The sequence below is a fragment of the Halorubrum salsamenti genome, from assembly GCF_007671685.1.
Classification (GTDB): domain Archaea; phylum Halobacteriota; class Halobacteria; order Halobacteriales; family Haloferacaceae; genus Halorubrum; species Halorubrum salsamenti.
In genome coordinates this window covers 840,137-860,447 of record NZ_VCNL01000002.1, presented here as the reverse complement: position 1 = coordinate 860,447, position 20,311 = coordinate 840,137, and the positions used below count along the sequence as shown (strand labels likewise).

Sequence of the window (20,311 nt, the reverse complement as noted above, 5' to 3'; positions counted from 1 at the left end):
GCGAGGTATATGTCGGTGGATGCGTGACATCGACCGTGCGCAACCCCTGGGTCCACGACGACATGCCCGAGTCGGCCGGCGCCGGGTACGACGGTCACGTTCGACTCCTCGCGACGCTCGTGTGGGGCGCGCTCGCCGTCGCCGTCGGCGGCTTCGTGCTCCTCTCGGGAACGGGGATCGTCGATCCGGGGCTCGGCGAGTCGGCGGCGTCGATCGTCACCTACGTGGTCGGCGCGCTGGCCGCGGTGCTGCTGCTTCCGCTTCTCCTGCGGCTCCTCCTCATCTCGCGGCTCTCGGCGGCGCTCGCGTTCCTCGGGGGCGGCTGGGTCCTCGCACGGTTCGTGTGGACCGGGGAATCGAAGCGGATCGAGGGGGTCCTGACCGACGGCGAGCGCCTCGGCGCCGGGGCGGAGTCGGTCGATCAGTTGCTTGAGCTGCTCGACGTGCTCCTCGCCGCGTTTGCGGCGGTTCCGTGATCCCCTCCCGGCGGTTCCGTGACTTGCCACCGGTACCCGCGTGTTCGACCGCCTCCCTCGCCCCTCCCCCTGCCCGGAGCGTGAACCTTAACAACATTCGTTGTGAATCTCGACCATGACTCACGCGAACGACGTGGCCGTCGGTATCGTCGGCCTCGGCGGGATCGGGAACCATCACGCGACGAAGCTTGTCGACCGCGGCGCGAACCTCGTTGCCGGGATGGACATCGACGCGGACGCGCGTCGGCGGTTCCACGAGGAGTTCGACGTTCACGCCTACGAGGACGAGTCCGATCTCTACGAGGAGTGCGACGCCGTCCTGATCACGACGCCGAACCGGTTCCACGAGCAGTACGCGGTCTCGGCGCTCGAAGCGGGGCTCGACGTGCTCCTGGAGAAGCCGCTGGCGCACACCGCCGAGAGCGCGGAGCGGATCGCCGAGGCCGCTCGCGACGCCGAGGGGTTCTGCATGGTCGGGTTCAACAACCGCTTCGCGGAGCCCGTGCAGGTGCTGAAGGAGTATCAGGCGGAGGGGCGGTTCGGCGAGACCACCCACGTCGAGGCCAACTACGTCCGCCGACGCGGCGTCCCCGGCCGCGGGTCGTGGTTCACCTCCGACGAGGTCGCCGGCGGCGGCGCGCTCATCGACATCGGCGTCCACGCGATCGACCTGGCGCTCTACTTCCTCGACCACCCCGAGGTCGTCGAGGTGTCCGGCGAGACGCGCTCGGAGTTCGGCGGTCGCGACGATTACGCGTTCGTCCACATGTGGGGCGACGACAACGGCTCCGACGGGTTCGACGTCGAGGACTCCGCGTCGGCGTTCATTCGCGACGCCCGCGGCAACACCGTCTCGCTGGAGGTCGCGTGGGCGACGAACCGTCCGACGAACGACGAGTTCGTGATCCGCGGCACGGAGGCCGGCGCGACGTTCGACCGCGGGAGCGACGAGCTCACGCTCCACGAGGCGACCGCCTTCGACGACGACCACCACCACTTCTCGGACGCCGCGATCGAGACGCGGGAGAGCGACAGTCACGCCGCCGAGCAGGCGGCGTTCCTCGAGGCGGTCGCCGCGGGCGAGGCGCCCGACATCAACACGGTCGAGGAGGCGCTCTCCGTCCAGCGCGTGATCGACGCGATCTACCGGTCCTCGGAGCGCGGCGAGGCGGTCCGACTGGACTGATCGGCCCGCCCGGCTGGAGTAGACCGGTCCGCCCGGCTGGACTGGTGGGCTCCGCCCGTCATCCGAACCTATTCGGTCCTGCGCTCCCTTTTGCGAGCCAACTCGTGACCCGCGACGCCGGCCCGACGCCGCCCTCTGAACGAATCGTCAGCCTCGACGCGCTCCGGGGCGTCGCCCTGCTCGGCATCCTCCTGATCAACGTCTGGTCGTTCTCGATGCCCGAGCAGACGCTGCTGAACCCGACGATCTACGGCGACTTCACGGGCGCGAACTACTGGGCGTGGGCCGTCAGCCACGTGTTCGCACAGAACAAGTTCATCACGCTGTTCTCGGCGCTGTTCGGCGCGGGGATCCTGCTGTTCATCGAGAGCAAAGAGGGGAAAGGACAGGACGCGATGCGGCTCCACTACCGGCGGACCGCGATCCTCATCGCGATCGGGCTCATGCACGCGTACCTGCTGTGGTACGGCGACATCCTCGTCGCGTACGGGGTGACCGCGCTGGTGGTCGTCGCGTTCCGGGACTTCGAAGCCCGGCAGCTCGCCGGGGTCGGCGCGGTCTTCCTGCTGTTCCTCCCCGTGGTAGAGCTGCTCGCCGCGGTCAGCCTCGGCGGCGACGCGATCGCCTCGCAGTGGGCGCCGGCGGAGGCCGCGCTCCGACAGGAGGTCGCCACGTACCGCGGCGGCTGGCTCGAACAGCTCGACCACCGAGCCCCCTCGTCGTTCGGCCGACAGACGAGCGGCTACATCAACGGGCCGTTCTGGCAGGTCGGCGGCACCATGCTCCTCGGGATGGCGCTGTACCGCTGGGGCGTGTTGACCGGCGAGCGGTCGGCGGCCCTGTACCGCCGGCTCGTCGCGCTCGGCGTCGTCGGCCTCGCGATCACCGTCGCCGGCGTCGTCTACATCGAGGCCAACGACTGGAGCGCCACCGCCGCGCTGTACTGGCGGCAGTTCATCTATATCGGCAGTTTCCCCCTCGCGGGCGGCTACCTCGGGCTCGTGATGCTGTACGCGCGCCGGCGCCCGGACGGCCCCGTGACCCGCGGGCTCGCCGCGGTCGGCCGGACGGCGTTCACGAACTACCTGCTCCAGACGGTGATCGCGACCACCGTCTTCTACGGTCACGGACTCGGGCTGTTCGGCTCCGTCAACCGCGTCGAACAGCTCGGGTTCGTCGTCGCCGTCTGGGCGGTGCAGATCGTCCTGTCGGTGCTGTGGCTGCGGCGCTTCCGGTTCGGGCCCGTCGAGTGGGTGTGGCGGACGCTCACGTACGGAGAGACGCAGCCGATGCGAAATCCGAAATAAGTCGTCGCTGGCAGCGAGACGGTGAACACCTCCAAAGCCCCAGTCGCGAGGAGCGCGCACGCTCGCTGTCGTTCGAAAGGCGCTGCGCGCCTTTCGTGATGTCGTCAGAACGCAAAGCGTTCTGACTGCTAGCCAGAGATCACCGATTTCTGGCGATGACGAGAGAGCAAAGCTCTCTCGAACCACGCTCCTCAGTCGCTCGTTTCACTCGCTCTTGCGGTGCTTACATCGCCTCCGCGCTCCTCGCGACTGCCCCTTTGAGTCCCGCCCGACCGTACAGCTCAGCCTCACACCTCCCCAGCCTCGCGGCTCCCTCCGGTCGCCGCGTCCCTCGCGCGTGCTCCTCGCGGCCGCCTTCGGCGGCCACTCGAAGGCACGCGCCACCGCACGTCTTTTAAAAACACTCTCGGCTACTCCCCGTCGACGACCGGATTCGACAGCGTTCCGACGCCCTCGTAGGTGATCTCGACGCGCTCGCCGGGCTCGACGAGTCCCGGGTTCGCCGGGCTGCCGAAGGCGATGCAGTCGCCGGGCTCGAACGTGAACCGCTCCGAGAGGTACGAGACGATCTCGTGGGGCCCGAACAGCATCAGCTCGGTGTTTGCGTCCTGGCGCTGTTCCCCGCCGACCGTCGTCGAGATGTCGAGGTTCGTCGGGTCGACGTCGGTCTCGATCCACGGCCCGAGGGGCGCGGAGCCGTCGAACGCCTTGCGAGCGGTCCGGCCCTGCTGGTCTAACGCGTCGACGTCGTTCAAGATCGTGTACCCGCGGACGACCTCGGGCACGTCGGCGGGTTCGACGTCGCGGCACCGCTCGCCGATGACGGCGACCAACTCGCCGGCGTACGTCAGCTCGTCGGTCCACTCGGGGTACCGGACCGGCTCGCCGTGCGCGAGCAGGCTCGCGGGCGGCTTGATGAAGAAGTCCGGCTCATCGGGCCGCTCGTACTCCATCTGGTCGAGCGTCTCCGCGTAGTTCCGGCCGACGCAGTAGAGCGCGCTCGGGTCGCAGGGCGGGAGGAGACGCCCGTCGCGGCCGACCTCGTACCGGCCGTCTTCGGCGACGACGGTCCCGTCCTCGTAGCGTCCCGAAACCGGTCCGTCCGGCGTGAGCAGGCGAGCGAGTCGCATGCAGGCACGTCTGTGCGGGGCGCCGAAAAGGCGTCGGTGACCGCAACCGGGTCGTTACTCGGAGTCGCGGTCGTCCGACACGCCGATCACGACGCCGGACCGGATCTCGAGGGCGGTCTCGAACTCGGCCCGCCGATCGTCGTCGCCGGCGCGCTCGACGGCGGCCTCGTGGGCCCGGGCGACGGCGTCGCGCTCGCGGTCCGAGAGTGCGAGCCGGTCCGCGATCCCCTCCCAGTGGTCGGGCTCGACGAGGAACGTCTCGCGGTCCGGCTCCGCCGCGACCCGCTCGTACCGTCGGCGGTACTCGTCGATCTGCGGCCCGAGGTCGGCCTGCACCCGAGCGAGCAGTTCGGGGAGGCGTTCGGCGGGAACGCTCGCGAGCGCCGCCGTCTTCACGAGGGCGGTCCCCTCGATCGGGTACGGGCCGGGGGAGTGCGAGTCCTCGTCGGCCATCACCCGCCCGCGCGCATCGCCTTCTGCCGGTACTTCGGGAGCAGCGCCGCGAGCGCCTCGGACTCGCCCGCGAACGAGGCGGTCACCTCCGTGAGCGAGATCGAACCGGCGGCCGTCACCTTCTCGGCGCTGAGCGCGACGCGCCACCCGTCGCCGTCCACGCGGGTCGCCTCCGCGGGGTCGTCGGTCCCGACGAGTTCGCCGCCGAGATTGACGAGGTAGTGGGCCGCGAGGCGCCGCGAGATGCCTCGGTACGCGACCTCCTTGCGTTCCCACCCTTCCTCGGCGGGCGGTTGGGACTCGGGAGCGTCACCGCCGGTTTCGCTGTTCCTGCCTCCCGCGTCGCTCATGTCCCTCCTCCGCCGGCCACGGGCGGGAACACGGAGACTCGGTCGCCGTCGTCGAGGGGCGTGTCGAGCCCGTCGAGGTGGAGCACCTCGCGGCCGTTCTTCAACACGTTGATCTGCGGGGCGAGGGCGCCGTCGACGATCAGGCGGCCGTCCATCCCATCGTACTCCGCCTCCAGCTCTCGCAACACGTCGCCGACGGACGAACCGTCGGCGAATTCCGCGTGGAGCGTCTTCCCGCCGGCGGCCTCACGAAAGGTCGCGAAGAACCGCAGTTCGAGTTCCATACGTGTTCATCGGGCTGCGAAGGCTTAAAAACGGGCGACACCGGGGATCCGTCTGCGCCCCTCCGCCTACAGATCCGACAGCCGGATCCCGTCTTCGACGAGCCGGAAGTTTCGCTCGCGGCCGAGCTCGTCGCCGAGCCACTCGTGCTCGTACAGCTGGCCGATGAGCTCCACGTAGAGGTTCCGCCACGCGATCGCGTAGATCGGCGACTGTCCCCACGCTCGCAGTTCGGGGACGAACTCGTGGTACGTGCTCGCCTGCGCCTCCATGCGCTCGACGGCGTCGGCGACGACCTCGGCCGCCTCCGCGGGCTCCGCGTCCGCGATCTCGTCGTTCAGCCGGGACTGGATCCCGGCGATCGCGCGTCGCATGTCCTGTTCGGCGGTGCCGTCCTCCTCGGGCAGCGACTCGACGACGCCCCTCGGCACGCCGAGTTCGATCTCTGGCATACCGATCCGTCCGACGGCGACACCCAAAAAACCCGCCTCCCCGGCCATCCGACCGACGGTCGTCGCCGATTGAGAACCCTCAGTTCACGGCGTCGGCGCGGCCTTCTGCAGCGCCGTCTCCGCGACGTTGCCGCCGTAATCGGCCGACCGGAGCACGGAGTCGACGACCAGCCCGAGCAGCTGCGCGCGGGTGGGATCCAGCTCGCGGAGCAGCTCGTCGATGGCGCGCACCCGCTCGTCGATCGCCCGGACGCCGGTGCGCGCCTCGTTCGCGAGGCGGGTCGCCTCCTCGCTGTCGTCCGCGAACAGCGCGTCCATCGCGGTGTCGATCACCTCGACCGCGTCGCCGTAGAGCTCGTTGACCGCCTCGACCACGTCGTCAGGGAGGGGCTCTTCGATGCTCAGCGTCAGGTGTGCGATCTTCGTCGCGTGGTCGCCGATCCGTTCGAGCTGGCGGGCGCTGGAGTGGTAGTCGAAGCACTCCTCGCGGGGGAGCCCGAGCTCCTCGGCCGCCTTCGGCGTCCGGAGCGTCGCCCGGAAGATCCGCGAGACGACGAGCCAGAGCCGGTCGAGGTCGTCGTCCCGTCCGATCACGTCGCGCGCGAGGTCGTGGTCGCGCTCGGAGAGCGCCGCGATGGCGTCTTCGAGCATCGACAGCGAGATCAGCCGCATCCGCGTGACCGCGTTGTGGATCGACAGCTCCGAGGAGTCGAGGAGGTCCTGTACGACCACCCGGTCGCGGGTCTCCTCTAACACCTCCAGCCCGACGAGGCTCTGGACCGCCTCGCGGACCGTCGACCGCTGCTCGGTGGTGATCTCGGCGCCTTCGAGTTCGATCACGTCGAATCCGCTGACGTACATCGTCGTCACCGCTCGGGTGAGCGCCTGTCCCGACAGGTCCGAGATGTCGAGCGTCCCGCGGGTGCGCTCCTCCTCTGAGCGCGGCGTGAGGAACAGCGAGTCACCGTCGGGGTGGAACTCGATCTCCGTTCCCGCCTCGACGTCGTTGTCGGTCGCCCACGTCTTCGGAATCGAGACCGTGTACGTCGAACCGCCGGTGACTTGCACCTTCCTCGTCTCCATACCTCGGTATCAGATCCCATATCCCTTAAAGTTGTTCGAAATATATACCAGCCTATAAAGAGCTTCTAGGAGCTGAAACGCCCAATTTTACATAGATATCCGAACACGACTCATCTGAGAATACCGACTGATAATTATACACCTTTGTTTTATATAGTACTATATATCTAATTCGAGACACGATCGAGACACCGGATTTCGGGGGTGATATCCGGGAACGAGGTCTTCGGCGTCCGATCCGGAACCGCTCCGGTCGTTCTTGACGGTCGCCGATGGCCGGAACGACGGTCGAAACGCGAACCGAAGCCGGGGCTGACGGCTGCGCGGAGCGCGCCCGAACCGGGAGACGCGACCCTGCCGACGCCTCCCACGGTGCCGCGACTTGAGAAGAGTTAAATCGGATGCGGCACAACCCGAAATTGCGCTCGGTTGGTGTAGTCCGGCCAATCATGTTGGCCTTTCGGCAGACGCGGCGCGACGGCGCGCCGGTTTGGAAGACAGCCGACGACCAGGGTTCAAATCCCTGACCGAGCACTTCTCACAGTCTCACGCTGTTAGCGGCCGCGATAGCCGTTTACTCTCCCCCGCCTCGGAAGGGGAAGAATCACCTCCCTCGGCGACGACCGTCGGGTATGAGCGACCGATCCGACGACGCCGAGGGCGACGCTCCCAGCGAGAGCGGCGATCACCACGAGGGCGACGCGGCCGGCGGCGACGACCGACACTTCGAGACCCGCGCGATCCACGCCGGACAGGAGCCCGACCCGGAGACCGGCGCGCTGATGACGCCGATCCACGCGAACTCCACGTATCAACAGGACGGCCCGGGCGAGCACCGCGGGTACGAGTACAGCCGCACCGGGAACCCGACGCGGACCGACCTCGAAGCCAACCTCGCCTCGCTGGAGTCCGGGAGCCACGCGCGCTGTTTCGCCTCCGGGATGGCCGCGATAAACACCGTCTTGAACCTGCTGGAGGCGGGCGACCACGTCGTCGCCGGCGACGACGTGTACGGCGGGACTCACCGCATCCTCACGCAGGTGTACGAGCAGTACGACATCGAGACCTCCTTCGTCGACACGACCGACCACGACGCGGTTCGGGACGCGGTGCGCGAGGAGACGGAGCTGGTGTGGGTCGAGACGCCGACGAACCCCCTGTTGAACGTCAACGATATCGGCGCCCTCGCGGACATCGCCCACGCGAACGACGCGCTCTGCGCGGTCGACAACACGTTCGCGACCCCGTACCTCCAGCGCCCGCTCGAACACGGCGCCGACGTCGTCTCCCAGTCGCTGACGAAGTACCTCGGCGGGCACTCCGACACCATCGGCGGCGCGCTGATCGTCGACGACGCCGACCTCGACGAGCGGCTCGGCTTCTACCAGAACTCGGTGGGCGCGACGCCGGGTCCGTTCGACTCCTTCCTCGTGTTGCGCGGGACGAAGACGCTCTCCGTCCGGATGGAGCGCCACTGCGAGAACGCGATGGAACTGGCGGAGTGGCTGGAGGACCACGACGACGTGAGCCGCGTCTACTACCCCGGACTGGAGAGCCACCCGGACCACGAGCTCGCGGCCGAGCAGATGGACGCGTTCGGCGGCATGCTCTCCTTCGAGTTCGACGGGACCCTCGATCAGGCGTCGACGGTCGTCAGCGAGACCGAGGTGTTCACGCTCGCCGAGTCGCTCGGCGGCGTCGAGAGCCTGATCGAGCAGCCCGCGGCGATGACCCACGCCGCGATCCCCCGCGAGGAGCGGCTCGCGGCCGGGCTCACCGACGGACTCATCCGGGTCTCGGTGGGGATCGAGCACGTCGACGACATGAAGGCAGATCTCCAGCGGGCGTTCGACGCGGCGCTCGCGTAACCGTCGACATCGCGGCGCCGCCGCTCCGTGGCGCCGCGGCGCCGTCGGTTCCTGTCGCGCTCGTCCGTCACTCGACGTCGAGGTCGTCGAGCTCCGCCGTCTGCCGTTCGAACGCCTCGCTGTGGTTCTGGACGATGGCGGACCCGAGCGCGCCGATGCTCCCCGTGCCGTCGAGCCACGAGACGCTGCCGTCCTCCTCGAGGAACCCGAAGCGCCCCCGGTCCTCATCGATGACGAGCACGCCGGCGAACAGGCCCGTCGTTCCCTCGGCGATCGTCACCTCGTACCCTCGGTCCTCCAGTTGCTCACGGTAGCGCTCCATGCGCTTCCGGAGCGACGTTCGATGGTCGGTGCGCAGCGGATCGAAGTAGTCGTCGAGTGGTGGATCGTTCTCAGTCATCGTTTCGGTCGGTTTCGGCGTCGTCGTTCGTATCGGTCCCGTCGTCTCTCGTCCCTCCGCGGTCGTCCGGATCGTCTTCGGTCGGATCGACCAGATCCGATTCCGTGACCGCGTCGAGGTCGAACGGGAGGATCCCCCCGCTCCCCGCGGAACGACGGGCAGACGGGGCGCCGCCGTCGGCGTCTCCGCGGCGATCGCTCCCCCGCCCTTCGGGCCCGCCGTCCTCGTTCTCCCGTTCTTCTCGCTCGCGTTCGCGCTCCTCCCGCTCCGCTTCGTCTTCCCTCTCCCGCTCGTCGCTGCCTCTCGTTGGTGACGATGTCCGTGGGGCGTGACCGCCGTCGGACCCCCCGTCTTCATCGGAAGCATCGGGGATGGGGAAGTGAACGTCGACAGTGTCGGGCCCCCGGGGCCCGGCTCCCGACTGGGGAAGGGATCCCGCCTCTAACATATCGTACACCTCGAGATCGATGTCGATGGCAGTGTCGTCGTTCGACTCGGACTCGGTCACGACGAGTTCCGTCCCGCCCTCGGTCTCGCGCGCCTCGAGCCCGACGTCGAGCGTCACGGAGAGGTCGGCCGCGTGGTAGACCGGCACACTGGCGTCCTCGGGCAGCCGCCCTGACTCGACCATCCGGCGAAGTCGCCGCTGGCCGTTGATCAGCGCCAGCGTCTCGGCCTCTGCGGCGGCGTCGTACACCGCTGCGAGGTAGCTGTCGAGCGTCGTCATTCTCGTGTGGTCTCGTCGAGACGGGGCGATCGGTCCTCGATTCTCTCCACCGATCCGGGCTCATCGCGGATCGCGCCGTTCGCCGTCCGTTCGAGCATTTCCATACCGGTCGACTGGCTGTCGATCTCCGCGACCATCCGGACGTCGAGATCGAACTTCGCCTTGGTCTTCCGGGAGAAGGTGGTCTCCTCGGAGGCCGGTGACACGCGGAGGCGGCTCGGGGAGAGCGTCGGGAGCCCCGCCGATCCGCCCGACCCGTCTGAGTCCTCCTCCCGCTCCCTGGATTCCGTGTCGACGATCCGCGCGGAGAACTCCTGTTCGATCTCGCGGACGACGAGTTCCGGAACCGAGAGGAACAACACCAGTGGCACCGTGAGCTGCCGGCTCGCTTGGCGCTGTTCGCCCGTTTCGGGGTCGACCTCGGTCGTCCGGTACTCGAAGGAGACCGTCCGCAGGTCGCCCTCGTCGTCGAACCCGATCTCTCGAACCAGCGCGAGCGACTCGGTCTGCGCCTGAATGCTGGCCTCGACGGCCGCGACGAGCGGCCCGGAGAACAGCGACGACAGCGGGAGGTCCGCGAGGGTGTCAGTTCCGTTCACTGTTCCCCGTTCAGCTCGTGTTCCCGTTGCCGTTGCCGTTCCCGTTCGAGGAGTCGTCGGCGATGGTCTGTTCGAGCGCGCCCATCAACCGGTTCACTCCCTCCGGCGGCTCGACCGACTCCGCCTCCACGTGGACCGACTGGTCGTAGGTCCGCTCGATCTCCTGTCCGCGGGACGACGAGCGCTGGTAGCTCACGCTGACCTCGGATTTGGTCTTCCCCTGGAGGAACCCGAGGTTCGCGCTCGCCTGGCTCGTCTGTTGGTACCCGAACTCGAACTCGCTCGACTGCTCGTACGACTCCACCGAGTTCAACTTGACGTTGAAGTCGATGGTCACGTTGCTGACCTCGAAATACGGAACGTTCACGAGCAGCAACAGCGGTACGGACAGCGAGCGCCGTTCGGCCGTCTCGTTGCCGTCCTCGTCGACAGTGCGCTTCTCGTACCCGAACTCGACGGTCACCGGTTCGGGCTGTCCGACAGTCGGCTCGGTGAAGCCGACCGATCTGATGAACTCTGCCGCCGTCATCGAGGCCTTCGCGTTCGCCTCCACGGCGGCTCGAAGCGGCGTCCCGATCACCTCCTCGTAGGGAATGCTCCCCAGTTCGGCCGCGAAGTCTGGATTAGGCATAGGTAACAATCAACAATCTATTGTCAAGATACTAAGTCTTTACGGGGCCTGAAGCGGGAAACAATCGATCCCCGGTCGCTCATCCGCTGCCGCAGCACCCAGGCTTTTGAGGGGAGTCGTCGAACACGGCTGCATGACCGACCCAGATGTCGTCGTGCTGCGACAGACGATCCACGGCTCGGACGGCACCGAACTGGCGGCGGCGATCCGAGGGCGGCTCCCCGACCGATCGGTGGCGCTGGCCCGAACGCCGGCCGAGGAGCGAGAGATGCTCGAGACCGCGCGGATCGCGGTCGGGCTCGACATCGACGAGGAGCTGCTGGCCGCCGCCGAGAACCTGGAACTGTTCGCGTGCGTGTTCGCCGGCACCGGTCACCTCCCCCGTGAGGTGCTCGCGGACCACGGCGTCGCCCTGACGAACGCCTCGGGGGTCCACGAGCCGAACATCGCCGAACACGTCCTCGGGTCGATGATCACCCACGCCCGCCAGTGGGGGCGGGCGCACCGCCAGCAGGAGCGTCGGGAGTGGCGGAGCTACGAGACGACCGAGGTGTACGGTTCGACCGTCGCCGTCGTCGGGCTCGGCGCGATCGGCTCCGCCGTCGTCGACCGCCTGGAACCCTTCGACGCCGACACGGTCGGGGTCCGGTACTCGCCCGAGAAGGGGGGACCCACCGACGAGGTGTACGGGTTCGACGAGTTCCACGACGCGATCGCCGACGCCGAGTACGTGGTGCTCGCGAGTCCGCTCACGGAGACGACCCGTGGGCTCGTTGACGCTGACGCGCTCCGGACGATGCGAGCCGACGCGGTCCTTATAAATATCGCGCGCGGGCCGATCGTCGACACCGACGCGCTCGTCTCGGCGCTCCGGAACAGCCGCATTCGCGGGGCCGCGCTCGACGTGACCGACCCCGAGCCGCTCCCCGAGGACCACCCGCTGTGGGGGCTCGGAAACGTCACGATCACCCCGCACAACGCCGGCCACACCCCGCACTACTACGAGCGCGTCGCCGACATCCTCGCGGAGAACGTCGGCCGGCTCGACAGCGGCGAGGAACTGGAGAATCTGGTCGCGTGAGCGGACGAACCGTTTATCCGTTCGCGCCGTCCAAATCGTGATTCGATGAAAAGCGATGCTGTCCAGCGACTCGCGATTCTGTTGGGTGTGATCGCTTGCTTCGGGGCGATCCGCGTCTACGGGCAGGGGTTCGGCATCGTCTGGCCGTACACGGCCCTCCTGTGGATCTCGGCGCTCGTCGGGCTGTACGGATTCCACCTGTCTCGAAAAGGGGAGGCTATCGACTGAACAGCTCCGCGAACGGGATCTACTCGTCGACCGTGACCTGCTCGATCTCGACCGTGTCGCGGGGCTCGTCTTGGCGGTCGGTCGGGACGGAGCCGATCTCCTCGACCACGTCCATCCCGTCGATGACCTGCCCGAAGACGGCGTGTTTGCCGTCGAGGTGGGGCGTGGCGTCAAGCGTGATGAAGAACTGCGAGCCGTTCGTGTTCGGGCCGGAGTTCGCCATCGAGAGGATGCCCGGACCGTCGTGGGTGAGGTCGTCGTGGAACTCGTCGTCGAACTGGTAGCCGGGGCCGCCGCGGCCGCTCTCCTGCGGGTCGCCGCCCTGGATCATGAAGTCCTCGATGACGCGGTGGAAGACGTTCCCCTCGTACAGCGAGTCGCCGCGGACCTCGCCGCTCTCGGGGTCCTCCCACGTGTTCGTGTCGCGGGCGGGGTCGGCGTCCGCAGCGGGGTCGTGGCGCGCCAGTCCGAGGAAGTTCTCGACCGTCTTCGGCGCGCGGTCGGCGAACAGCTCGACGACGACGTCGCCGTGATTTGTCTGCAGCGTCACCTGCGGGTTGTCGGAGTTGGAAACCTCTCGTGCCATGTCCCCGTGGTGGGGCGCCCGTCTGAAAACCCTGCCCATCCGCGGCGTGGACGGTGTCCGACGGGTCACGCAGCGGTCACACCGCATCGGCGGAGAACGTCGCCCTTATGAGCCGACGCCGCCGAATCGCCGACATGAGTTCCACGCCCGTGGTGACAATCGCGGCGCTCGTCGTCGGCCTCACGGTCGGTGCGCTGTTCGCCTTCCTCCGCGTTCCGATCCCCGCCCCGCCCGAACTGCCGGGCGTGGTGGCGATCGTCGGGATCTACCTCGGATTCAAGCTCGTCGGCTACGCCGGCGTCGGCTTCGATCTGCTCGACGCGCTCGGGCTGTAGCGCCGCCGTCTCCGCAACCGTGGCTTCCCTCCCTCGAACGGCCGGTACCGTTTTGCACCCGGCGGGCGGACCGTCACGTATGTACGACGACATCCTCCTCCCCGTGGCGCCGGGCGGCGAGGCCAACGACGCGATCCCGCACGCAAAGAGCCTCGCGGAGCGGTACGACGCGACCGTGTACGTCGTCTCCGCGATCGACACGATCGCGCAGACGCTGCGCGGTCCCCAGGCCGGCGCGTTCGCGCAGCGCGTCGAGGACGCCGCCGAGGAGCGGGTCGAGACGGTGACGGCGGAGCTGGAGTCGGCCGGTGTCGACGTAGTCGGCAACGTCGTCCGCGGCGAGCCCGTCGACGTCATCGAGAACGCGATCGGCGACGTGGGCGCCGACATCGTCGTGATGCCGAGCCACGCGCGCTCCGGGATCCAGCGCGTGCTGCTCGGGAGCGTCACCGAGAAAGTGGTGCGCGTCTCCCCCGTCCCGGTCGTCACGGTGCCGATGGCCGACCGCGAGGAGGAGACGGAGGCCGACGCGGAGACCGCGGGCGGGGATGCAGACGCGGCCGACGACGCCGATTCCGACGCGGAGTGACCGACGACCCGACGGCGACCCGCGCGTTTCGGGTCGCGTACGACGGCCGCGAGTACGCCGGCTTCCAGCGCCAGCCCCACGCGACGACCGTCGAGGGGACCCTCCTGCGCGCGCTCGCCGAACACGGGATCCTCGACCGCGGCGACGGGCCGACGCACGCGACGCCGCCGGCGTACGCCGCCGCGGGACGGACGGACGCGGGCGTCTCAGCGCTCGCGCAGACGGTCGCGTTCGCGGCGCCCGACTGGCTCACGCCGCGGGCGTTCAACGGGCACCTCCCCGGTTCGGTGCGGGTGTGGGCGGCCGCCGACGTGCCCGACGGGCTCCACGCGACCCACGACGCGGTCCGACGGACCTACCGGTATCACCTGTACGCGCCCGCCCGCGGCGACGGGGACGCCGATCGCGACCACGCGGTCGACGACGACCGCGTCCGCGACGCTCTCGCCCGGATCTCGGGCGAACACGACTTCCACAACCTGACGAGCGACGAGACCGGGACCGTCCGCGATCTGACCGCGACCGCGACCCGAGAGGACGACCTCCTCGTCGTCGAGGTGAGCGCCGGGGGGTTCCCGCGAGCGCTCGTGCGCCGGCTCGTCGCCGCGGTCCGCGCGGTCGGGCGCGGCGCGACCGACCGCTCTCTGATCGACCGCCTGCTCGCTCCCGAGCCGGTCCCCGGGGAGATCGGGATCGGTCCCGCGCCACCCGAACCGTTGGTGCTCTGGGACGTGTCCTACGGGGACGTGTCGTTCGAAGTCGACTCCGAGGCGGCCGAGAGCGCCCGCGTCGCCTTCGGGGAGCGGTACCGCGACGCCCGACACGCCGCCGCGGCGACGGGCGCGATCCGGGACCGGATCGCGGGGAGAGACTGACCGCGAACTACGCCGCCTGCTCTCCGCTCGGCGTCTCCATTCCCTCGACGCGGACCAACAGGGTGTTGCCGTCGACGTGGGTCGCGTCGACGATCCCCGAGAGCCGGAGTCCCGCGCCCGGCGTCGGGCCGACGGTCACGCGGTCGCCGGCGTCGAAGGAGCCGACCGGACCGCGGATCACGAGCTCCGCCCGGCACAGCTCGGGGTTGGCGACGCTGGAGAGGTCGATCTCCTCGACGTTGACGCCCTCTACCGGATCGCCCTCGCGCTCGACGGGCGTGCGCGCGGCGTCGTCCATCCGCTCGACGCCGAGCGTTTCGTAGGCCGCGTCGGTCGGGATGTAGCCGCCCTGCGGTCCGGCGACGCCCTCGACTAACCCGATGTCGCGCAGGCTCTGCATCCGATTTCGAACCGTGCCGGCGTTGCGGTCGATCGACTCGGCGATCCGCGAACCGGACACCGGCCGGTCCGCGTTCTCGGCGAGGTTCACGAGCGCCGTGAGCACCCGTCTCTGACTCGTTGTGAGCTGTATCGTCGACATGACCGCATTGTGGGGGATCTCAGTGTATAAATGTTTGTTTATAATGGCCTTATATTGTTCTGTCTGTGTATTTTGGGCGCTTAAGTTTATATTCGTCACAAATTGAAACAGATCTGATCACTCGTCTGGCCTCACTTTCTCGGAGAGTGATATTCTTGTTTTTGTGTATATATCGGATACTAACTGGACATTCTGAATTGAAATACGGATAGAATAGATCTTACTATGCGTAATTTCGGTAATACCTTAAACACATCTCACCACGGATATTTACCCGTTCGTTCGGAAGCGACGGGCGAACATGAGACTTCGAATCGGTACCCGCGCGCATTTGCGGCGCGAACGGGTCACGAGAACCGCTCGAACCGCCGGAGGGCGGCGAGCTTCGAGCGGGCGCTCCCGAGTCGAACCGGTCCCGAAACCGCCGTTCGGGGGACGCACCGATGGGTGATCCGCGGTCGACCGCGTTCGGATCGGATACCCTGTCCGACCGCTCCGCGACCGCGGCGTCGAACGGCGGGGGCTCACCGACCCGCCACACCCACGACGCCGCCGCTGATCCCTTCGACGCTCCCGATCCGGCCGTGGAGCGCGACCGGATCCGAACGTTCCTCGACGACGCGGTCGCGGCCGCGAACGCGGACGGGCTGGTCGTCAACATGAGCGGCGGGCTCGACTCGACGGTCACGGCGGCGCTGGCGGTGGAGGCGCTCGGCGCCGACCGCGTGTACGGGCTGATCCTCCCCTGTAACAAGATCGGGGCGCCCCACGCCCGCGACGCCGAGGCACTCGCAGACGCGCTCGGGATCGACCACGATACGGTTCACCTCCAGCCGCTGTTCGCGCAGTTCGGCGCGGTCGCGCCCGACCGGTTCGACCTCCACGACGAGCCGATCCGCTCCGGGAACGCGATCGCGCGGCTCCGGATGGCGATGGCGTACCTCGCCGCCAACGCGACGAACCGCCTCGTCTGCGGGACGACCAACCGGAGCGAACACCTGCTCGGGTACGTCACGAAACACGGCGACGGCGCCGCCGACCTGTTCCCGCTCGGTCACCTCTACAAGACCGACGTTCGCGCGCTCGCGGACGCGCTCGACGTGCCAGAGTTCGTCGTCGAGAAGCCGCCGACCGCGGGGTTCCTCCCCGGTCAGCGCGACGCCGACGACCTCGGCGCCCCATACGACGTGATCGACGCGGTGCTGCGGCTCGGGGTCGACCGCGGGCTCGACGAGGAGGCGGTCGCCGGTCGGTTGGCGAACGAGGTCGACGAGGAGACGGTCGCCGACCTGCTCGCGCGCCACCGCGCCACGGCGCACAAGCGCACGACTCCGCCGATGCCGACGGGACGAGAGGACTGACCGGCGCGGAGGACCGACGTCCGGCTCCCCGTCAGCGCTCGCCCCTACTCCCAGCCGGCCGGCCAGAGGTCGGCCGCGCGCATCCCCGTCTCGAAGTCGGCCGCCCGCAACGCCGCGATCAGGTCGTCGCGGTCGAGCCGGGGCGCGTCGCGCTCGGGGGACGCGAACTCGGCGACGAGCAGGGCGACGAGCATCGCGTGCTCCCGGACGTTCCGGTCGTCGACCTTGTCTCGGGTGTCGGCGTGGGTGTGGCCCCAGCCGCGTCCCCGATCGCCGGAGTCGCTGTGGAGTTGGAGCGCGGGCACCCCGCGCCGGACGAACGGCCACTGGTCGGAGAACGGGTGCGGCTCCGCGTTCACCGCGATCGGCTGGTTGGTCGCCGCCGACACCGCCTCGGCGACCGCCGCGGCCGTCTCGGAGGCGTGCGCCAGCGCCACCAGGTCGCGGAACCGCCCCGCGCCGTCGACGTTGATCACGCCCTTGACCCGGTCGAGGTCGAGCCGCTCCGCCAGTCGCTCCGCGCCGAGGAGCCCGACTTCCTCGGCCCCGACACCGACCACGTCGACGCCGATCGGGAGGTCCGCCTCGGTCAGGACCTCCGCCGTGGTCACGACGGTCGCGATCCCGCAGCCGTTGTCGAGCGCGCCCTCCGCGATGTCGTGGGCGTCGTAGTGCGCGAGCAGGAGGAGCCGCTCGTCGGTGTCCGGGCCGGCGTGCCCGATCACGTTCCGGCTCTCGCCCGGCGTCGTCGACGCCTCGACCGACAGTTCGGCGGTCGTCGCGGGGCCCGATTCGGCGGCGCTCCCGCCGTCCGTACCGCCCGCGCTGCTCCCGCCGCCTCCGCCGCCCCCGCCGACCGCGTACTCCCGGAGCCACGCCCCGGTCTCCTTCGAGACGCCGACGGCGACCGCGTCGGCCTCCTCGCCGAACGTCAGCGCTCCCGTCGGCGGGAGCTGGCCGTCGAGGTGGTTGACGAAGACGAAGCCGACCGCGCCGGCGTCGATCGCGTACCCGAACTTCTCCATTCGATGGACGAACCGACCGCCCTCGGGGGTCGTCGTCGACGCGACCGCGATCCGGTCCTCGACGTCTCGCTCGTCGATTTCGGCGGGCGTGCCGTACCCCACGTCCACGAGTTCGCCGGTGACGCTTCCGCCCGGCGAGTACGGCAGGGCGATCGCCTCGAACTCGCGGGTCGCCGCCGCGCCGTCGCGCCCGGGCGCGGTCAGGCGGAGCGTCGCGTCCCCGCGCTCCCACGCGTCCATCTCGAACGCCCTCGTCTCGACCCCGGTGAGCCCCGCCCGCTCGAACGCGTCGGCGACGACCTCCGCGGCCCGGCGCTCTCCCTCGCTGCCCGCCATACGGCTCCCGATCGCGGTGAGGTCGGTGAGGAAGCGCCGCGGGTCGCCGTCGGTCCACGTGCGGCCGAGCGCCGGCGCGAGTTCGCTGCGGCGCTCGCGGACGCGCTCGACGGCCGCCGGATCGGCCGATACGGCCGTCTCGTTCGGCTCCGAGTGCATGGGGACGAGTCCGTCGGCGACGGGTTAAGGGTGTGGCTCGCGGCACCGGAAACGCTACGTTCAAGTGTGAAGGTTCGATACGTTCGAGTGAGCACCGTTGGTCCAGTGGTAGGACATTAGCTTCCCAAGCTAATAGCCCGGGTTCAATTCCCGGACGGTGCATTCCTGCGGCGAGCAATCCGCGAGCCGCAGGAATCAGCAGTGGAATTGAACCCTGGAAGTCACAGCCCGGAACGGTCGAGCGCAGCGAGACCGCAAGCCCGGACCGTCTTCCTCTGGTTCAATTCCCGGACCTCACTTCGTTCGTGCACCGTCCGTACCCCCGCTCGCAAGCTCGCGGGGGGTCCCGGACGGTGCGGTTCTGTGACGATCGATCTCGCGATCTGCGAGTCTATCTTTTAAACGAACCACACCCGCTCACTCGCGCCGCGCGGCCATCACCCGACGGAGACCGTACTCCGCGCCGCCCGCGACCAGCGCCGCGCCGAGCACGACGACCCATCCGATCAGGTACCAGCCGAACGGCGTGGGATCGACCGGCGTCGGGGACACGACCGGCGCGACGTACACGGACCACGTCCCGTACGCCGACGCGGCGAGCGCGCCGCCGACGACGATCGTCGGGGTGACGAGCCGGCTCCCGACCCAAATCGCGACCGGGACCGCCCCGAGCAGCAGACCGCCGGCGGCGACGTACCCTAACAGGGGGGTGGCGCCTATCGAGAGCCCGAACCACTCGGCGAGCGCGACGGCGACGATCAGGTGAGCGAAACCGGCGAGCAGCCCGCTCCCGACTGCTCGCCGGGAGGGAATGAGGAGCGCGATCGCGGGGGACACGACGATCCGTTTCGAGATACGATTTATAAAACCACCCCGCTGCGCGCGACCGCGGTCGTCAGAAGATGTTCGCCTGCCCGTACACCGAGATGCCGGTGTCGGTGATCTCGTACGGCTTCGACTGCCGGGAGTGGTTCGCGTCGCGGATCTTCTGGATCTCGACGGCGAGGCGCGTCTCGCGGAAGTCGGTGCCGCGGACGTACTGGAGCACGAACACCGCGTCTGTGAGGTACTCGACGATCCCGTGACGGGAGGCGTAGGGGTTCGTCTCGCTCGCCTCCGAGGTGAGCAGGGTCGTGACGCCGGCGTCCTTCAGCGACCGGGTGAACCCGAACACCTCCGAGCGCCGCTTCGCCGGGTGGTCGTACATCATCTCGAGGAGCGAGACGGAGTCGAGCACCAGCCGGTCGGCGTCGAACTCCGAGATGAGCCGGACGAGGTCGTTCCGGATCGACGCCAGCGAGTTCGCCATCTCGATCGGGTCGATGGCGACCACCGCGAGCCGGTCTTCCTCGGCGTGCTCGCGGAACGACCACCCCTTCTCCTCGGCCGTCGAGAGGATCGACTCGCGGGTCTGTTCGAGGGTGATGTAGATCCCCTTCCGGTCGGATTCGAGCGCCTCGTTGAGGAACTGCAGCGCGAACGTCGTCTTCCCGGTTCCGGCGCCGCCGATGACCGACAACAGCGAGCGACGCGGGACCCCGCCGAGGATCATCTCGTCGAGCCCCTCGATCCCGATGTCGGTGCGCTCGATCGACGACTCGAACTCGTCGGGGTCGACGTCGAACCCCGGTGACGCGTCGCCGCCCTCTCCGCCGCCGAACTCGTCGAACCCGACGTCGTTCGGGCCTCCCGATCCGCCCGCGGCGTTCCCCCGATACCCGCCGAATGGGTCCGCTGATTCGCCGCCGAACGGGTCGTCGTCGCCGAACGACCCGCCGCCGAACGGATCGGGTCTCGTCTCGTCCCTGTTCTCGTCGTCGGACGGCGGCGGTTCTCCCCCGAACGGGTCGTCGCCCGATCCGTCGCCGCCAAACGGATCGTCGCCCCCGGACTCGCCGTCTCCGAACTCGCCGCCATCGAAGCCGTCGCTATCGGGCTCGCCGTCATCGAGGCCGTCGCCGGCGTCGCGCGACGGGTCCCGTTCGCCCCTCCGGATCCCGCCGAACGGATCGCTCTCGCGTTCGCCCGCGCCGTCGTCTGGTTCCCCGGAGTCGGACGGTTCCTCGGCCGCACCGCTTTCCTCGTCGCTGTCGGCCGCACCGCTTTCCTCGTCGCTGTCGGCCGTGTCGGCGGGCTCCTCGTCGATGTCCCGCAACGCGCGCTCGAACCAGTCGTCTTCCTCACTCATGGTTCCGGTCGGCCGTGGGGGTCGACATGATTCTGGCAAGGCGGGCGGACGGCTTGAAACTTT

25 protein-coding genes and 2 tRNA genes are annotated in these 20,311 nt (G+C 68.9%); 12 read left to right on the top strand and 15 right to left on the bottom strand.

The window, feature by feature from the left end:
• Positions 1-35 precede the first annotated feature (35 nt).
• From FGL94_RS08955 to FGL94_RS08945, 3 genes are all read left to right on the top strand, one after another.
• Complete coding sequence (locus tag FGL94_RS08955) at positions 36-476, top strand: hypothetical protein (protein ID WP_144923643.1); 441 nt, start codon at positions 36-38, stop codon at positions 474-476.
• 115 nt (positions 477-591) lie between these two features.
• Positions 592-1,662 carry a Gfo/Idh/MocA family protein gene (locus FGL94_RS08950; protein WP_144923641.1) on the top strand — a complete coding sequence of 357 codons (1,071 nt, stop codon included), beginning with the start codon at positions 592-594 and terminating at the stop codon, positions 1,660-1,662.
• 104 nt (positions 1,663-1,766) lie between these two features.
• Positions 1,767-2,969 carry a DUF418 domain-containing protein gene (locus FGL94_RS08945; RefSeq protein ID WP_144923638.1) on the top strand — a complete coding sequence of 401 codons (1,203 nt, stop codon included), beginning with the start codon at positions 1,767-1,769 and terminating at the stop codon, positions 2,967-2,969.
• Between the two features lie 410 nt (positions 2,970-3,379).
• Here FGL94_RS08945 and FGL94_RS08940 read toward each other — a convergent pair whose 3' ends face one another.
• From FGL94_RS08940 to FGL94_RS08915, 6 genes are all read right to left on the bottom strand, one after another.
• Entirely contained in the window at positions 3,380-4,099 is a 720-nt protein-coding gene (locus FGL94_RS08940; RefSeq protein WP_144923635.1) for a fumarylacetoacetate hydrolase family protein, read from the bottom strand.
• Positions 4,100-4,153: 54 nt separating this feature from the next.
• Positions 4,154-4,552 carry a hypothetical protein gene (locus tag FGL94_RS08935; RefSeq protein WP_144923632.1) on the bottom strand — a complete coding sequence of 133 codons (399 nt, stop codon included), beginning with the start codon at positions 4,550-4,552 and terminating at the stop codon, positions 4,154-4,156.
• A complete protein-coding gene (locus tag FGL94_RS08930) occupies positions 4,552-4,902 on the bottom strand; it encodes a hypothetical protein (RefSeq protein WP_144923629.1) in 351 nt (116 codons plus the stop codon). Before FGL94_RS08930 ends, FGL94_RS08935 begins: the two co-directional genes overlap by 1 nt.
• A complete protein-coding gene (locus tag FGL94_RS08925; RefSeq protein ID WP_144923626.1) occupies positions 4,899-5,186 on the bottom strand; it encodes a ubiquitin-like small modifier protein 1 in 288 nt (95 codons plus the stop codon). The genes FGL94_RS08930 and FGL94_RS08925 overlap by 4 nt, the downstream gene beginning before the upstream one ends.
• Positions 5,187-5,252: 66 nt before the next feature.
• Positions 5,253-5,636 (bottom strand): hypothetical protein, encoded by a 384-nt coding sequence (locus FGL94_RS08920; RefSeq protein ID WP_144923623.1) that lies wholly within the window; start codon positions 5,634-5,636, stop codon positions 5,253-5,255.
• Positions 5,637-5,720: 84 nt separating this feature from the next.
• A complete protein-coding gene (locus FGL94_RS08915) occupies positions 5,721-6,719 on the bottom strand; it encodes a phosphate signaling complex PhoU family protein (RefSeq protein WP_144923620.1) in 999 nt (332 codons plus the stop codon).
• A gap of 423 nt (positions 6,720-7,142) precedes the next feature.
• Here FGL94_RS08915 and FGL94_RS08910 point away from each other — a divergent pair.
• Together FGL94_RS08910 and FGL94_RS08905 are read left to right on the top strand one after the other, a co-directional pair.
• A tRNA-Glu gene (locus FGL94_RS08910) sits at positions 7,143-7,253 on the top strand.
• Positions 7,254-7,351: 98 nt separating this feature from the next.
• A complete protein-coding gene (locus tag FGL94_RS08905; protein ID WP_144923617.1) occupies positions 7,352-8,587 on the top strand; it encodes a cystathionine gamma-synthase in 1,236 nt (411 codons plus the stop codon).
• 67 nt (positions 8,588-8,654) lie between these two features.
• Here FGL94_RS08905 and FGL94_RS08900 read toward each other — a convergent pair whose 3' ends face one another.
• From FGL94_RS08900 to FGL94_RS08885, 4 genes are read right to left on the bottom strand one after another with little or no spacing between them, the layout of a single operon-like run.
• Positions 8,655-8,987: a hypothetical protein gene (locus tag FGL94_RS08900; protein WP_144923614.1), complete on the bottom strand. Its 333-nt coding sequence runs from the start codon at positions 8,985-8,987 to the stop codon at positions 8,655-8,657.
• On the bottom strand, positions 8,980-9,714 hold the full coding sequence (locus tag FGL94_RS08895) for a hypothetical protein (protein ID WP_144923611.1): 735 nt from the start codon (positions 9,712-9,714) through the stop codon (positions 8,980-8,982). The genes FGL94_RS08900 and FGL94_RS08895 overlap by 8 nt, the downstream gene beginning before the upstream one ends.
• Positions 9,711-10,313, bottom strand: a complete 603-nt coding sequence (locus tag FGL94_RS08890) for a DUF2589 domain-containing protein (RefSeq protein WP_144923608.1) — start codon at positions 10,311-10,313, stop codon at positions 9,711-9,713. The genes FGL94_RS08895 and FGL94_RS08890 overlap by 4 nt, the downstream gene beginning before the upstream one ends.
• A 10-nt stretch (positions 10,314-10,323) precedes the next feature.
• Complete coding sequence (locus FGL94_RS08885) at positions 10,324-10,944, bottom strand: DUF2589 domain-containing protein (RefSeq protein ID WP_144923605.1); 621 nt, start codon at positions 10,942-10,944, stop codon at positions 10,324-10,326.
• 133 nt (positions 10,945-11,077) lie between these two features.
• Between FGL94_RS08885 and FGL94_RS08880 the strand changes: the two genes are divergently transcribed.
• Both FGL94_RS08880 and FGL94_RS08875 read left to right on the top strand, forming a co-directional pair.
• The gene (locus tag FGL94_RS08880) at positions 11,078-12,025 is read left to right on the top strand and encodes a D-2-hydroxyacid dehydrogenase (RefSeq protein WP_144923602.1); all 948 of its coding nucleotides are present in this window, start codon (positions 11,078-11,080) and stop codon (positions 12,023-12,025) included.
• Between the two features lie 45 nt (positions 12,026-12,070).
• Positions 12,071-12,253: a hypothetical protein gene (locus FGL94_RS08875; RefSeq protein ID WP_144923599.1), complete on the top strand. Its 183-nt coding sequence runs from the start codon at positions 12,071-12,073 to the stop codon at positions 12,251-12,253.
• Positions 12,254-12,272: 19 nt separating this feature from the next.
• Here the strand turns inward: FGL94_RS08875 and FGL94_RS08870 are convergent, their stop codons facing one another.
• On the bottom strand, positions 12,273-12,839 hold the full coding sequence (locus FGL94_RS08870) for a peptidylprolyl isomerase (RefSeq protein ID WP_144923596.1): 567 nt from the start codon (positions 12,837-12,839) through the stop codon (positions 12,273-12,275).
• 134 nt (positions 12,840-12,973) lie between these two features.
• Here FGL94_RS08870 and FGL94_RS08865 point away from each other — a divergent pair, with 134 nt between their 5' ends.
• From FGL94_RS08865 to truA, 3 genes are all read left to right on the top strand, one after another.
• Positions 12,974-13,174 carry a XapX domain-containing protein gene (locus FGL94_RS08865; protein ID WP_144923593.1) on the top strand — a complete coding sequence of 67 codons (201 nt, stop codon included), beginning with the start codon at positions 12,974-12,976 and terminating at the stop codon, positions 13,172-13,174.
• Between the two features lie 79 nt (positions 13,175-13,253).
• On the top strand, positions 13,254-13,763 hold the full coding sequence (locus FGL94_RS08860; RefSeq protein ID WP_144923590.1) for a universal stress protein: 510 nt from the start codon (positions 13,254-13,256) through the stop codon (positions 13,761-13,763).
• Complete coding sequence (gene truA / locus FGL94_RS08855; protein ID WP_144923587.1) at positions 13,760-14,638, top strand: tRNA pseudouridine(38-40) synthase TruA; 879 nt, start codon at positions 13,760-13,762, stop codon at positions 14,636-14,638. The genes FGL94_RS08860 and truA overlap by 4 nt, the downstream gene beginning before the upstream one ends.
• A 7-nt stretch (positions 14,639-14,645) precedes the next feature.
• Here the strand turns inward: truA and FGL94_RS08850 are convergent, their stop codons facing one another.
• Positions 14,646-15,179 (bottom strand): Rrf2 family transcriptional regulator, encoded by a 534-nt coding sequence (locus tag FGL94_RS08850; RefSeq protein WP_144923584.1) that lies wholly within the window; start codon positions 15,177-15,179, stop codon positions 14,646-14,648.
• Positions 15,180-15,622: 443 nt separating this feature from the next.
• On the opposite strand from FGL94_RS08850, the gene nadE reads away from it, so the two are divergent.
• Positions 15,623-16,540: an NAD(+) synthase gene (gene nadE, locus FGL94_RS08845; RefSeq protein ID WP_144923582.1), complete on the top strand. Its 918-nt coding sequence runs from the start codon at positions 15,623-15,625 to the stop codon at positions 16,538-16,540.
• Positions 16,541-16,584: 44 nt separating this feature from the next.
• On the opposite strand, the gene FGL94_RS08840 is transcribed toward nadE, so the two are convergent.
• A complete protein-coding gene (locus FGL94_RS08840; protein ID WP_144923578.1) occupies positions 16,585-18,060 on the bottom strand; it encodes a M28 family metallopeptidase in 1,476 nt (491 codons plus the stop codon).
• A 91-nt stretch (positions 18,061-18,151) separates the two neighbouring features.
• Between FGL94_RS08840 and FGL94_RS08835 the strand changes: the two genes are divergently transcribed.
• Positions 18,152-18,222 (top strand) — tRNA-Gly (locus FGL94_RS08835).
• 255 nt (positions 18,223-18,477) lie between these two features.
• On the opposite strand, the gene FGL94_RS08830 is transcribed toward FGL94_RS08835, so the two are convergent.
• Both FGL94_RS08830 and FGL94_RS08825 read right to left on the bottom strand, forming a co-directional pair.
• The gene (locus tag FGL94_RS08830) at positions 18,478-18,897 is read right to left on the bottom strand and encodes a hypothetical protein (protein ID WP_144923575.1); all 420 of its coding nucleotides are present in this window, start codon (positions 18,895-18,897) and stop codon (positions 18,478-18,480) included.
• A 58-nt stretch (positions 18,898-18,955) separates the two neighbouring features.
• Positions 18,956-20,248, bottom strand: coding sequence for a KaiC domain-containing protein (locus FGL94_RS08825; RefSeq protein WP_144923572.1), 1,293 nt, complete (start codon positions 20,246-20,248; stop codon positions 18,956-18,958).
• Positions 20,249-20,311: the final 63 nt, after the last annotated feature.

What these genes read in the sequence shown, in the direction of transcription:
- FGL94_RS08875 (WP_144923599.1), top strand. Translation starts at nt 12,071, where the DNA reads ATGAAAAGCGATGCTGTCCAGCGACTCGCGATTCTGTTGGGTGTGATC.
- nadE (WP_144923582.1), top strand. Translation starts at nt 15,623, where the DNA reads ATGGGTGATCCGCGGTCGACCGCGTTCGGATCGGATACCCTGTCCGAC.
- FGL94_RS08885 (WP_144923605.1), bottom strand. Translation starts at nt 10,944, where the DNA reads ATGCCTAATCCAGACTTCGCGGCCGAACTGGGGAGCATTCCCTACGAG.
- FGL94_RS08895 (WP_144923611.1), bottom strand. Translation starts at nt 9,714, where the DNA reads ATGACGACGCTCGACAGCTACCTCGCAGCGGTGTACGACGCCGCCGCA.
- FGL94_RS08925 (WP_144923626.1), bottom strand. Translation starts at nt 5,186, where the DNA reads ATGGAACTCGAACTGCGGTTCTTCGCGACCTTTCGTGAGGCCGCCGGC.
- FGL94_RS08915 (WP_144923620.1), bottom strand. Translation starts at nt 6,719, where the DNA reads ATGGAGACGAGGAAGGTGCAAGTCACCGGCGGTTCGACGTACACGGTC.
- FGL94_RS08850 (WP_144923584.1), bottom strand. Translation starts at nt 15,179, where the DNA reads ATGTCGACGATACAGCTCACAACGAGTCAGAGACGGGTGCTCACGGCG.
- FGL94_RS08870 (WP_144923596.1), bottom strand. Translation starts at nt 12,839, where the DNA reads ATGGCACGAGAGGTTTCCAACTCCGACAACCCGCAGGTGACGCTGCAG.
- FGL94_RS08880 (WP_144923602.1), top strand. Translation starts at nt 11,078, where the DNA reads ATGACCGACCCAGATGTCGTCGTGCTGCGACAGACGATCCACGGCTCG.
- FGL94_RS08840 (WP_144923578.1), bottom strand. Translation starts at nt 18,060, where the DNA reads ATGCACTCGGAGCCGAACGAGACGGCCGTATCGGCCGATCCGGCGGCC.
- FGL94_RS08920 (WP_144923623.1), bottom strand. Translation starts at nt 5,636, where the DNA reads ATGCCAGAGATCGAACTCGGCGTGCCGAGGGGCGTCGTCGAGTCGCTG.
- FGL94_RS08930 (WP_144923629.1), bottom strand. Translation starts at nt 4,902, where the DNA reads ATGAGCGACGCGGGAGGCAGGAACAGCGAAACCGGCGGTGACGCTCCC.
- FGL94_RS08865 (WP_144923593.1), top strand. Translation starts at nt 12,974, where the DNA reads ATGAGTTCCACGCCCGTGGTGACAATCGCGGCGCTCGTCGTCGGCCTC.
- FGL94_RS08900 (WP_144923614.1), bottom strand. Translation starts at nt 8,987, where the DNA reads ATGACTGAGAACGATCCACCACTCGACGACTACTTCGATCCGCTGCGC.
- FGL94_RS08825 (WP_144923572.1), bottom strand. Translation starts at nt 20,248, where the DNA reads ATGAGTGAGGAAGACGACTGGTTCGAGCGCGCGTTGCGGGACATCGAC.
- FGL94_RS08905 (WP_144923617.1), top strand. Translation starts at nt 7,352, where the DNA reads ATGAGCGACCGATCCGACGACGCCGAGGGCGACGCTCCCAGCGAGAGC.
- FGL94_RS08950 (WP_144923641.1), top strand. Translation starts at nt 592, where the DNA reads ATGACTCACGCGAACGACGTGGCCGTCGGTATCGTCGGCCTCGGCGGG.
- FGL94_RS08935 (WP_144923632.1), bottom strand. Translation starts at nt 4,552, where the DNA reads ATGGCCGACGAGGACTCGCACTCCCCCGGCCCGTACCCGATCGAGGGG.
- FGL94_RS08940 (WP_144923635.1), bottom strand. Translation starts at nt 4,099, where the DNA reads ATGCGACTCGCTCGCCTGCTCACGCCGGACGGACCGGTTTCGGGACGC.
- FGL94_RS08860 (WP_144923590.1), top strand. Translation starts at nt 13,254, where the DNA reads ATGTACGACGACATCCTCCTCCCCGTGGCGCCGGGCGGCGAGGCCAAC.